12 protein-coding genes and 1 riboswitch are annotated in these 12,669 nt (G+C 48.7%); all 12 genes read left to right on the forward strand.

Annotated features, from left to right (window positions below):
• Nucleotides 1–358 precede the first annotated feature (358 nt).
• The 12 genes from rpsB (at nt 359) to DWV73_RS07495 (ending at nt 12,665) form a co-directional block, all read left to right on the forward strand.
• Nucleotides 359–1,090 carry a 30S ribosomal protein S2 gene (gene rpsB / locus DWV73_RS07440; protein WP_022359217.1) on the forward strand — a complete coding sequence of 244 codons (732 nt, stop codon included), beginning with the start codon at nt 359–361 and terminating at the stop codon, nt 1,088–1,090.
• Between the two features lie 124 nt (nt 1,091–1,214).
• The gene (tsf, locus tag DWV73_RS07445) at nt 1,215–2,147 is read left to right on the forward strand and encodes a translation elongation factor Ts (RefSeq protein ID WP_117796323.1); all 933 of its coding nucleotides are present in this window, start codon (nt 1,215–1,217) and stop codon (nt 2,145–2,147) included.
• A gap of 457 nt (nt 2,148–2,604) precedes the next feature.
• A riboswitch (TPP riboswitch) is annotated at nt 2,605–2,711 on the forward strand.
• 393 nt (nt 2,712–3,104) lie between these two features.
• Nucleotides 3,105–3,641 carry an energy coupling factor transporter S component ThiW gene (thiW, locus tag DWV73_RS07450; RefSeq protein ID WP_117796324.1) on the forward strand — a complete coding sequence of 179 codons (537 nt, stop codon included), beginning with the start codon at nt 3,105–3,107 and terminating at the stop codon, nt 3,639–3,641.
• Nucleotides 3,634–4,455 (forward strand): hydroxyethylthiazole kinase, encoded by an 822-nt coding sequence (gene thiM, locus DWV73_RS07455; protein WP_117796325.1) that lies wholly within the window; start codon nt 3,634–3,636, stop codon nt 4,453–4,455. Before thiW ends, thiM begins: the two co-directional genes overlap by 8 nt.
• A 54-nt stretch (nt 4,456–4,509) precedes the next feature.
• Entirely contained in the window at nt 4,510–5,145 is a 636-nt protein-coding gene (gene thiE / locus DWV73_RS07460) for a thiamine phosphate synthase (RefSeq protein ID WP_117796326.1), read from the forward strand.
• A gap of 182 nt (nt 5,146–5,327) precedes the next feature.
• Nucleotides 5,328–6,137, forward strand: coding sequence for a bifunctional hydroxymethylpyrimidine kinase/phosphomethylpyrimidine kinase (gene thiD, locus DWV73_RS07465; RefSeq protein WP_117796327.1), 810 nt, complete (start codon nt 5,328–5,330; stop codon nt 6,135–6,137).
• On the forward strand, nt 6,134–6,796 hold the full coding sequence (gene tenA, locus DWV73_RS07470) for a thiaminase II (RefSeq protein WP_107000374.1): 663 nt from the start codon (nt 6,134–6,136) through the stop codon (nt 6,794–6,796). The genes thiD and tenA overlap by 4 nt, the downstream gene beginning before the upstream one ends.
• Nucleotides 6,797–6,798: 2 nt before the next feature.
• The gene (locus DWV73_RS07475) at nt 6,799–7,551 is read left to right on the forward strand and encodes an ABC transporter ATP-binding protein (protein WP_117796328.1); all 753 of its coding nucleotides are present in this window, start codon (nt 6,799–6,801) and stop codon (nt 7,549–7,551) included.
• A 35-nt stretch (nt 7,552–7,586) separates the two neighbouring features.
• Complete coding sequence (locus tag DWV73_RS07480) at nt 7,587–8,327, forward strand: ABC transporter permease (protein WP_117796467.1); 741 nt, start codon at nt 7,587–7,589, stop codon at nt 8,325–8,327.
• 236 nt (nt 8,328–8,563) lie between these two features.
• A complete protein-coding gene (locus DWV73_RS07485) occupies nt 8,564–9,631 on the forward strand; it encodes an ABC transporter substrate-binding protein (RefSeq protein ID WP_242995770.1) in 1,068 nt (355 codons plus the stop codon).
• Nucleotides 9,632–10,022: 391 nt separating this feature from the next.
• Entirely contained in the window at nt 10,023–11,096 is a 1,074-nt protein-coding gene (trpS, locus tag DWV73_RS07490; RefSeq protein WP_117796329.1) for a tryptophan--tRNA ligase, read from the forward strand.
• 249 nt (nt 11,097–11,345) lie between these two features.
• A complete protein-coding gene (locus tag DWV73_RS07495) occupies nt 11,346–12,665 on the forward strand; it encodes a sodium-dependent transporter (RefSeq protein WP_117796330.1) in 1,320 nt (439 codons plus the stop codon).
• The last annotated feature ends 4 nt before the right edge of the window (nt 12,666–12,669 follow it).

The raw sequence follows: 12,669 nt of genomic DNA on the forward strand, positions 1-12,669 counted from the left end.
AAGGTCGAGGCCGCGGGTTCGAGTCCCGTCTCGCGCTCTTTTTATTTCTAGGATTTATGCGGGTTCCGAGGTTTTCGGAGCCCGCTTTTAACTTACATAGAATTGCTAAAAGTTTTTACTGAAGGTTTTGTATTATCATTCCGTATATGCTTGCTGGAAGAAATTCAAGAAACGAAGAAAAATGAAGGAAAATGCGTGATTTTTTTAATTTCCACTTGCATGTATACCTTGCCTGTGATATAGTATAAAGGCTGAAAATTCACGCCGGTCGGATTTGCGCAGGACGGTGCTCATTATGAGTCCCCGCGGAAAGCATGAGAAGACGGCGGAAGAAAAACCAAAATTGGAGGAAAGAAACATGAGCGTTATTTCAATGAAGCAGTTACTCGAAGCAGGTGTACATTTTGGACACCAGACCAGAAGATGGAACCCGAAAATGGCTCCGTACATCTACACCGAGAGAAATGGTATCCACATCATCGACCTTCAGAAATCTGTAGGTAAAGTAGATGAGGCTTACAAGGCAGTATCCGATATCGCAGCAGACGGCGGCACAATCCTGTTCGTTGGTACAAAGAAGCAGGCTCAGGACGCTATCAAGACCGAGGCTGAGAGATGTGGTATGTTCTATGTAAACGAGAGATGGTTAGGCGGTATGCTGACAAACTTCAAGACCATCCAGAGCCGTATCGCTAGATTAAAACAGATCGAGGCTATGTCTGAGGACGGAACTTTCGACGTTCTGCCGAAGAAAGAAGTTATCGAGCTGAAAAAAGAGTGGGAGAAGCTGGAGAAGAACCTGGGCGGTATCAAAGATATGAAGAAGATCCCGGATGCTATCTTCGTAGTAGATCCGAAGAAGGAAAGAATCTGCGTACAGGAGGCTCATACTCTGGGTATTCCGCTGATCGGTATCATCGATACCAACTGTGATCCGGAAGAGCTGGATTATGTAATCCCGGGTAACGATGATGCTATCCGTGCCGTAAAACTGATCGTTTCCAGAATGGCAGACGCTGTTATCGAAGCTAAGCAGGGCGAGGCTGAGGCAGCTGCAGCAGAGGGCGAAGCAGAGGCTACAGAGGCTTAATTAACCCCAAAATTAAAAACTGAAACCAAAAGACCAGGAGCACGCCGCGGTTTTCCGCATAAAAGCGTGCTCCGCGCGGGTATACGAACGTGTACCTGAATTTATATACACGGAGGGATTTAAGATGGCAGTTACAGCCGCAATGGTAAAAGAGTTACGTGAAATGACAGGCGCTGGTATGATGGACTGTAAGAAAGCTCTTGCAGCTACAGATGGCGACATGGACAAAGCTGTTGAGTTCCTGAGAGAAAAAGGACTTGCAGGCGCTACTAAGAAAGCTGGCCGTATTGCAGCAGAGGGTATCGTTATGACTAAGGTTACCGCTGATGAAAAGAAGGCAGTTGTAGTAGAAGTAAACGCAGAGACAGACTTCGTAGCTAAGAACGAGAAGTTCCAGAACTATGTATCTGATGTTGCTGAGCAGGCGCTGAACACAAGCGCAGCAGATATTGACGCATTCCTGGCTGAAAAATGGGCAAAGGATCCGTCCCTGACAGTTGCAGAGGCTCTGTCTTCCCAGATCTCCATCATCGGCGAGAACATGAAGATCCGTCGTTTTGCTCAGTTAGCTGAGGAGAACGGTTTCGTTGCTTCCTACATCCATGCAGGCGGCAAGATCGGCGTTCTGGTAGACGTTGAAACTGACGTTGTAAACGATGCAATCAAAGAGATGGCTAAGAACGTAGCTATGCAGGCTGCAGCTCTGAAACCGCTGTACACCAACGACAGCGAAGTAGATGCAGATTACATCGCAAAAGAGAAAGAGATCCTGACTGTAGCAGCTAAGAACGAGAAGCCGGACGCAAACGACAAGATCATCAGCGGCATGGTTATGGGTCGTATCAAGAAAGAGCTCAAAGAGATCTGTCTTCTGGATCAGGTATATGTTAAGGCTGAGGATGGCAAGCAGAGCGTAGCTCAGTATGTAGCTCAGGTTGCTAAAGAGAATGGCGCGAAGATCACTGTTAAGAAGTTCGTTCGTTTCGAGACTGGTGAAGGTATCGAAAAGAAGGAAGAGAACTTTGCAGAGGAAGTTGCAAAGCAGATGGCACAGTAAGCGAACTACTTGTTGTAACTTCATATAACTTATTAGAAAGTGCTGAAACCCAGTATTTATGTAGGGTTTCAGCACTTTTTTGTGTACTGTTTTTTGATACTTTTTTATATAACTTGTTGCAATTTATTATATCTTCTTATGCGAATTGTGTAAAAAAGTGTGTAGTGAGTTGTGTAGAGGTTTTGGGGGATTTGTGTAATAACACGAATGGAACGCCTCAGCTGATTGCAGACGCGCCTTTGCAGTCTGCTCAGCATTACATTTACCGGTCTCAGGATCCCATTAGCGATTCTTTTGGGTGGCATTATGGGACTCACCGGAATCTGGCGGGCGCTTACGCTGACCTTGATCGTGAAAGGATAGGGGATAAAAGTGTACCAGAAAGTCATACTTGAAAATTCCGCCAGATGCGCTATAATAAGTCTGGCGATGGTTCAGCATGGAAACATTGCAAATTTGATAAAAACAGGGGAGCTCGTTAGCGGGCTGAGAGGAAGTAATCGAACTTCGACCCTTTAACCTGATGCGGATAATGCCGTCGTAGGAAGTCATGAGATGAATTTTTACAGGAGATATCCGCAGGGGTATCTCCTGTTTTTTCATATAACAGGAAAATCCGTTGAAATTTCCTGTTATATAAAAAGTCCTACCGGGCGGGATCGCACTGCGGCGGAAGGGAATCATGTCGCAAGCGACCGCGCTCGGCGCGGGAATGTGCCAGGGCACATTCTTTTAAAATTAAATTCTTTGAAAGGGGGAACGTATTCCGCATGTGTGCGGCGAGCTGAGGGGGAGCGCCCTGGGCTTTGTAGGCAGCGATGGGAAGCCGTGTTCCGGCGTGAGAGGATACCAGAGAGTATCGACCGAATTTCATGCAGAAAACGTAAATTGTTCGTAACTGTTCAAGAATATCGAAGAAACAGAACAGTTGCAAATTTTCAAAGAAGGAGAAGAAAAATGAATAAGACAAACACGAAAAAACTGGCGATTGCGGCTGTATTCTGTGCCGTTGCCGTCGTAGGAAGTTTATTTTCCGTTCCGGTGTTCGGAAGCAAGTGTTCCCCGGTACAGCATATGGTAAATATCCTGTGTGCCGTTCTTCTGGGACCGGGCTATGGACTGGGAGCGGCCTTTGCGGCAGCGCTGATCCGAAATCTGTTAGGACTTGGAAGCCTGATGGCATTTCCGGGCAGTATGTTTGGCGCCCTGATCTGCGGACTGGTTTACAAGAAAACGCAGAGTGTGTTCGCAACTTTGATCGGTGAGGTGCTTGGAACGTCCATTCTGGGCGGATTTGCGGCATATCCGGTGGCGGTTTTCCTGATGGGAAAGAGCGCGGCGGGACTGGCTGTCTATGCCTATGTGGTTCCGTTTTTGATCTCGACCGCGGGAGGCGCGATCATAAGCGCGGTTCTGATTTTAAGTTTAAAGAAAGCCAATATTTTAGCAGGAATGCAGGAAGCACTGAGAGAGGAGAAGCCAGCACATGTTTAAAGAAATATTTGATAATGTAAGAGAAAAATGCCCGTTAATCCACAACATCACGAACTACGTGACTGTCAATGACTGTGCCAACGTGGTACTCGCATGCGGCGCGTCCCCGATCATGGCGGATGATAAGGACGAAGTTTCGGATATCCAGACCATCTGCGGCGGACTGAATATCAATATCGGCACATTAAACAGCCGGACCATCGAATCCATGCTGCTTGCCGGAAAGCGGGCAAATGAGCTGGGTCATCCGGTAGTTTTAGACCCGGTAGGCGCCGGTGCGTCGAAACTCAGAACAGAGACCGCCAATCAGCTTTTAAAGGAAGTCAGGTTTACCGTGATCCGCGGGAACATTTCGGAGATCAAGACACTGGCACTTGGAAATGGGACGACGAAGGGCGTGGATGCCGATCTGGCAGACCGGGTGACGAAGGAAAATCTGGACGAGGCGGCAGCTTTTGCGAAGGCATTTGCCGGAAAGATGAATGCGGTCGTTGCGATCACCGGTGCGATCGACATTGTGGCGGATGCGGAGAAGGCATACTGCATTTACAACGGTCGTCCGGAGATGTCTTCCATCACAGGAACCGGCTGTCAGCTCTCGGCTCTGACGGCGGCCTTTGTGACAGCCAACCAGGAACAGCCGCTTGAGGCAGCTGCTGCGGCAGTCTGCGCGATGGGACTGGCCGGGGAGACGGCATACGCCCGTTTAAGTGAACTGGACGGCAATGCAACCTACCGGAATTATATCATTGATGCTATTTATCGCATGAACGGAGAAGCGCTGGAGGCCGGAGCAAAATTTGAAGTAAGATAATAGAACTTTAGTGTCTGTTTTTATAAGAACAGCCGAGAGAAGGAGGAAATGCAGATGAACTGCAGACCGGAAGATATGCTGCTTTACGCGGTGACAGACCGCGCATGGCTGAAGGGGGAAACTCTGGAGAGTCAGGTTGAGAAAGCTTTGAAGGGCGGGGCGACGTTTGTCCAGCTGAGAGAAAAGGAGCTTGACGAGGCGGAGTTTCTGGAGGAGGCAAAGAAGCTTAAAATACTTTGCAGAAAGTATCAGGTTCCGTTTGTGATCAATGACAACGTGAAGATTGCCCTGGCGGTGGATGCGGACGGCGTCCATGTGGGACAGAGCGATATGGAAGCGGGAAAGGTCCGGGAAAAGCTGGGACCAGATAAGATCATCGGCGTTTCCTGCAAAAATGTAGAACAGGCGCTTCTTGCGAAAAAGCATGGGGCGGATTATCTGGGAGTCGGAGCCATCTATCCGACGGGAACCAAAAAGGACGCCGATGCCGTGACGCCGGGGATGCTTGCCAAGATCTGTCAGGCAGTCGATATTCCGGTTGTTGCGATCGGCGGACTGAATAAAGAACATCTGGAACTGTTAAAAGGAACAGGTGTGGATGGCATTGCAGTGGTCAGCGCCTTGTTTGCGGCCGATGATATTGAAAAGGCAGCAGAGGAACTGAAGGAAGCTGTAAAAAAGGTTCTGTAAAGATGAAAACGTTGTCATTTTGTCAAAAAAATGGCATGAAAAAGTTTATGAGAAAAAGCTTGTGAAAAAAGCTTCATTAAAAAATGGTAAGAAACTTTGCAAAAAGTTTTTTATGGCGGCACATTGGGGGCACCACCTTGTGTCGCCTTATAAAAGTTATTGATGCCTGAAAGGAGTTAATTATGAAGACAGCATTAACAATCGCTGGAAGTGATTGCAGCGGAGGCGCCGGTATCCAGGCCGATTTAAAGACGATGATCGCCAATGGAGTATATGGAATGAGTGCGATCACGGCGCTGACGGCCCAGAACACAACCGGCGTCCAGGGGATTTTTGAGGTAACCCCGGAATTTCTGGAACAGCAGATTGACAGCGTATTTACGGATATTCGTCCGGATGCGGTAAAGATCGGTATGGTTTCTTCAACCGGACTGATCAAGTCGATTGCGAAGAAGCTTTGTGAGTACCAGGCAGAAAACATTGTTGTGGACCCGGTTATGGTGGCGACGAGCGGAGCAAAGTTAATCAGCGACGACGCCATCGACACCTTGAAAGAATCGCTTTTTCCATTAGCGGCGGTTCTGACACCGAACATTCCGGAGGCGGAGGTCTTATCAGGAATGGAAATTAAGTCTGCCGACGATATGATTACGGCAGCAAAATGGATCAGTGAAACGTACCATTGTGCGGTTCTCTGCAAGGGCGGACATCAGTTAAATGATGCCAACGATCTTTTATACCGGGACGGCGGATACCGTTGGTTTAACGGAAAACGCATCCACAATTCCAACACCCATGGGACGGGCTGTACCCTGTCCAGCGCGATTGCATCCAATCTGGCGAAGGGCTATGATCTCGACACCGCGGTGGAACGTGCCAAGGCATATATTTCCGGCGCACTGGGAGCGATGCTGGATCTCGGCAAAGGATCCGGTCCGATGGATCATGGATTTGATTTCCGGGGAAAAGGATTTGCGGAGGAACGCGTATGACAATGACAGAGAGGCTTTTGGAAGCCACAAAGGAGATCTGGGCTGGTTACAATGAAAAACCGTTCGTAAAAGGCATTGCGGACGGCAGTCTGGATCATGATAAATTCAAATATTATATGATACAGGATTATCTGTATCTGATTGATTACACAAAGGTGTTTTCCATCGGGGCGGCAAAATCAACGGATCTCGCATTTATGCGCCTGTTTGCCGGATATACCCACTCGATTCTGGATGGGGAGATGGATATTCACCGTGCTTACATGGAACGTTTGGGGATAACCAGAGAAGAGGCGGAACAGACGCCGGTCGCTCTGGATAACCTTTCTTATACTTCTTATATGCTTCGCATCGCTTATGAGGGGGGCGCGCCGGAGGCGGCAGCAGCGATATTGTCCTGCGCCCTCAGTTATGAATGGATTGCGAAGAAAATCGCAGCAGACAGACCGGATGCCGACAAACATCCATTTTATGGGGAGTGGATCCGGGGATACGCTTCCGAGTCTTACCACAAGGAAAATGAAGTCCTTGTAGAGTGGATGAACCGTCTGGCAGAGGATCTGTCTGAGAAACAAAAGAAACATCTGGTGGATATTTTTGTGGCCTGCTCCCGCTATGAAGCGGCATTCTGGGATATGGCGTGGGAAATGAGGCGGTAAATATGCTTACATTTGACAACGTGCGTTTCCAATATGCGGTAGAGGATTTTTCGATCATTGACCATCTGTCGTTTGAAGTCCAGGATGGGGAGTTTGTGTCCATCATCGGCGCTTCCGGCTGTGGAAAAAGTACGATCTTCCGGCTGGTAAATAAGCTTCTTACCCCGGCTTCCGGTGTGATCCGGGTGGATGGGGAATCGATCGAAACGAAGAAAAATTACTGCGGATATATGCCGCAGCAGGATCTGCTGTTTCCATGGCGCACCGTGCGGGAGAATCTGATGCTTCCGATGGAGATTCAGGGCGGATATTCGAAGGAACAGATGCAGAAAAAAGCGGATGATGCGCTTCGATCGGTTGGACTTGCAGACTGGGGAGATAAGACGCCGAAAGAGCTTTCCGGCGGTATGCGCCAGAGAGCCGCCTTTGCGAGAACGGTTCTGACGGGTTCAGACCTTCTGCTTTTGGATGAGCCGTTTTCAGCCCTGGATTATCTGACAAGACTGTCTATGCGGGAGTGGCTTCTGGAACAGTGGGAGAAGGAGAAAAAGACGGTTGTTTTCATCACGCATGATGTGGAAGAAGCGGTGTTTCTGTCCAGCCGGATTCTCGTGGTGGAACAGTCACCGATCACACATCTGCGCTCCATCGAGGTCCCGGCGGGATATCCGCGATCCCGGGAAGAGCTTCGCAGACCGGAGATTCTGTCCTTAAAGGAAGAACTGATCGGAATGCTTAAGAAGGAGAAGGCGTGATGGAACAGAAAAAAACAAATAAAATGGGAAGCCGGATGAATGCGAATCTTCCAGCCCTGATTCTGGTGGCGGTGCTTCTGTTTACATGGCAGGCAGCGGCTATGGGGATTGATGCAGCCTATATTCTCCCGTCTCCGGTTCAGGTGGTTGTACGGCTGTGGGAACTTCGGGGTCCATTATTTACGGCACATCTGCCGGCGACGATGTCGGTAGTTGCGATTGGACTTTTGATCTCGATCGTGCTGGGCGTGGGACTGGCTGTGCTGATGGATGCCAGTGAGACGGCAAGAAAGGCGCTGTATCCGCTGATCATCGCCTCGCAGACGATCCCGACGACGGCGCTGGCACCGCTGTTTGTCCTCTGGTTTGGCTACACGATCTGGAGCAAGGTGCTGGTAACGGTGCTGATTACGTTTTTCCCGATCACGATCACGGTATTTGACGGGTTCCGGTCGGTGAAGACGGAAATGGAAGAACTTTTGTTTACATTTGGCGCGGATAAGCGTCAGATCTTTTTGAAATTAAAGATTCCGGCGACGCTTCCGTACTTTTTTTCAGCGATCAAGATGGCGGTACCGCTGTCGATCATCGGAGCGGCGATTGGAGAATGGCTGGGTGCTCAGAGCGGACTCGGATATTTCAGCCGGAGAATGATGACCCAGTTAGATGGAGCCGGTGTATTTGCACCGATTCTGCTCCTATCGGTAGTGGCGATGGCGGCAACGTGGGTTGTCTCGCTGCTTGAAAAGCGGATGATTTTCTGGAGGAATGAGTAGGAAATTGTGATATAGGATGAAATTTTGAAGTATGTGTGCGGATATTGAAAAGTCTGTATTTTTGAAATGTGTGCTGCAGACCGAAAAAAGTGTATTCACAAAAAAGCTACTCGTGAAGAAGTGCAGATCTTTGAGATTGGTATGTGAATCCAGCAAGTCATATGCAAAAAAAACTGGAAAACAGGTAAGTGATAGGGAAATATAAACGGAAATTTGTAAAAATGAAAGGATATGAGATGAAAAAACGAATGAAAATGGCTGCCGCAGTGATGGCAGCAGTGATGGGAATGATGACACTTGGCGGATGTGGAACGGCCAGCGAAAAGAGTGAGACAGCTGTTCAGGCAGAGGGCACGGATGCGAAACAGACCTCGGAAGATGGAAAAAGTCAGGATCTTAAGGAGATCAATGTGGTTCTTGACTGGTATCCGAATGCGATCCATACCTTTATTTATACGGCGATCGAGCGCGGTTATTATGCGGAAGAAGGACTGGATGTGAAAGTGCGTTTTCCGGCCAATGCGAACGATGCGTTATCACTGGTAGCGGCTGGAAAGGCGGAGATCGGCATGTACTATCAGCAGGATGTGATCCAAGCGGTTGCCAATCAGGGAACGAAGATCAAATCCATCGGTGCGATCGTGCAGTCCCCGTTAAGTGTCGTTCTTTCTTTAAAGGATAAGAATATCACAGGACCGGAAAATCTGGTTGGAAAAACCGTTGGTTACGGCGGAACAGCACTCAGCGAGGCGGTTGTCAAGAGCATGATGGAATATGTGGGAGCGGATGCATCGGATGTAAACCTGATCGATGTCGGATTTGAACTGATGAGTTCTATGACGACCGGCAATGTGGATGCGACGATCGGATGCCTTGTTAACCATGAGGTTCCGCAGATGGAGGAAGAGGGCTTTGATGTCAACTACTTCATGGCAGCTGGATATGGAATCCCGAATTATTATGAGGAAGTATTCCTTGCCAACAACGAAATGATCCAGCAGGAGCCGGAAGTTCTGGAAGGATTCTTACGCGCATCGAAGAAGGGCTTTGAAGACTTTAAGAACGATCCGAATGACTGCCTGGCAATCCTGATGAATAATCAGAATGAGGAAAACTTCCCTCTGACCCAGAGCGTGGAGGAGAAGTCCTGTGAGACACTTCTGCCGCTCATGGAGAGCGATGAGGTTCCGTTTTTGACCCAGACCGAAGAGTGCTGGCAGGAAAACATCGACTGGATGAGCGAGAGCGGGCTGATCGATAAGAAAGTGGATGTTTCGGATGTGATGGTAAACCTGCAGGAGTAAGAGCCAGAAGTAGTCAGAGACTGGCTGTTTGCGCAGAGCAAGTAAATTTCCGGAACTGGAAATTCTGGTGTTTAACATATATATGCAAGACAAGAATGGTAACAGAGTTACTGTTCACGGGTAGGCACTTTTGGAACCGAAAGTGCCGTGAGAAAACGTGGTGGCAGCAGGAATTTGCCGTATTTAAATGCGAAGCCACGGCAAATTCCGTTACTGGGCACGTATGCGTGTACAGTAAACAACAGGGCGTTACTGGGGAAGATGGAGTCTCAGAATGTTGACAGTCTGCCAGCCAGGATATATAATATTTTCGTAACTGTTCAGTACCTTAACAGTCACGCGCAAAAATCCATTAAAGAAAAAACACCAGAATGGAAGGGGAAACAAATAGATGAAGAAAATTATTTTAACCGGCGATCGTCCTACCGGGCGCTTACATGTCGGACATTATGTTGGCTCTCTGAGCGAGAGAGTGAGACTTCAGAATTCCGGCAAATTCGACGAGATCTATATTATGATTGCCGATGCGCAGGCACTGACGGACAATGCCGATCACCCAGAAAAGGTGCGTAAAAATATTCTGCAGGTTGCCCTGGACTATCTGGCTTGTGGAATTGACCCGGAGAAATCCACCATCTTTATCCAGTCGATGGTGCCGGAGCTGACAGAGCTTACTTTCTACTATATGAACCTGGTTACGGTATCCCGTGTACAGCGAAATCCTACCGTAAAAGCAGAGATTCAGATGCGTAATTTTGAGGCAAGCATTCCGGTTGGATTCTTTACTTATCCGATTAGCCAGGCGGCGGATATCACTGCATTCCGCGCGACGACCGTTCCGGTTGGAGAGGATCAGATGCCGATGTTAGAGCAGTGCAAGGAGATCGTCCACAAATTCAACAGCGTGTACGGCGAGACTCTGACGGAACCGGAGATCCTGCTTCCGTCCAACAAGGCATGTCTGCGTCTGCCGGGTATCGATGGAAAGGCAAAGATGAGCAAATCGCTTGGAAACTGCATCTACCTTTCTGATTCGGAAGCAGATGTGAAGAAGAAGATCATGTCCATGTTTACAGATCCAAATCACCTGCGTGTCGAGGATCCGGGTAAAGTCGAGGGCAATCCGGTCTTCATCTATCTGGATGCATTCTGCCGTCCGGAGTATTTTGCAGAGTTCCTTCCGGATTACCAGAACCTGGACGAGCTGAAAGCGCATTACCAGAGAGGTGGTCTGGGCGATGTGAAGGTGAAGAAATTCTTAAACAACGTCATGCAGGCTGAACTGGCTCCGATTCGCGCGAGACGCCAGGAATGGGAGAAGAGAATCCCGGATGTATTTGACATCTTGAAAGAGGGAAGCAAGGCAGCAGAGGCGAAGGCTGCTGAGACACTTCGCGATGTGAAGGCTTCGATGCGGATCAATTACTTTGATGATGACAGCCTGATTGATACGATCGAGGACTAAGATAAAAAGTGGAAATTCGGCGTGGCTTTCTGGAATGCCGGGAGTGTGCTGCCGGAAATAAATTGAATTAAGAAATAGAGAAAAGTCTGTCTTTTGGCATGGGAAAGGTGTCGGGGGACAGGCTTTTTTGCGTGATTCCCACTTAAAAACGGTTTACATAGTCCCTAAAATTCGATATAATAGTCCATATTGCGTTATAACGCAAGGCTATATCAAATATGAAATGAAAGAATACTAAGAGGGCTACACATGAGTAAAAACAAACAATGGGCGAGTAAGCTGGGCTTTATTATGGCGACGGCTGGGGCGGCGATTGGATTGGGAAATCTGTGGAAATTTCCATATCTGATGGGAAAGAACGGTGGATTTCCATTTCTGGTTGCGTATCTGTTTTTTATCGTCGTTCTCGGACTGCCGGTTATGATCACGGAAATGTCCCTGGGACGGAAGACGCGGCATGATCCGGTGCAGGCATATGCGGACATTCATCCGCACGCACGGATTGTCGGTATATTCGGCGTACTGGCGGCGTTTATTATTTTGAGTTATTACAGCGTCATCGGCGGCTGGATTTTAAAGTATATTGCCAGCTATGTGACGACGGCGGCAGCGCCGGATTTTAACGCCTTTATCGGCAGCAGCGAGCCGGTGATCTGGCATATTGTATTTATGGCAGCGACTATAGCTGTCTGCTATTTTGGCATCAATGGCATTGAGAAAGCGAGCAAATTGATGATGCCGATGCTTCTGGTTCTGTTATTTGTCATCATTTTCAGAAGCGTGACGCTTCCGGGAGCTTCGAAAGGACTGTTATTTATCTTCCAGCCGGATTTTTCGGCGTTCACGCTTTCTTCTGTCAGCGCGGCACTGGGACAGGTGTTTTATTCCCTGAGTCTCTGTATGGGTATCACGATCACCTACGGAAGCTATCTGAGTGGAAAGGAAAATATTCCAAAAAGCTGTATGATCGTCGGTGGTCTGGACACCGTGATTGCGGTTCTCGCGGGTATCGCGATCTTTCCGGCAGTATTTGCCTTCGGTCTGGAGCCGGGACAGGGACCGGGACTGATTTTCGGCACACTGCCGATGGTATTTGCGAATATTGCGGGGGGAACTTTCTTTGCAATCCTGTTTTTTGCGCTGGTTTTTTTCGCAGCCGTTACGAGTGCGATCGCACTTCTGGAAGTCTGTGCCTCTTTTGCGATTGATTCGCTGGGCTGGGAACGCAAGCATGCGGCGCTTGTGATTGGTACGGCGATCACGCTGCTTGGCATTCCGAGTGCGCTGTCCTTCGGCGTCCTGAGTGATGTCACAATCCTGAATCAGTCGGTCTTTGATTTCGCCGGACTGGTAACGGATAATATTCTGATGCCGCTCGGTGGACTCACGATGTGCTACTATGTAGGCTGGAAATGGAAACCGGAGTATCTGCTTGCGGAGATCGAGGCGGACGGTACGAAATTCCGTCTGGGAAAACTCTGGGTGTTCTGCATCCGATTCCTGACGCCGATTATGGTGGGAATCGTCAGTGTAACTGGATTTTATAATTTGTACTTGGCGATTCGGTAGGAAG

Origin of the sequence: Clostridium sp. AF12-41 (assembly GCF_003461685.1) — a bacterium.
Taxonomy (GTDB): Bacteria; Bacillota; Clostridia; order Lachnospirales; family Lachnospiraceae; genus Otoolea; species Otoolea fessa.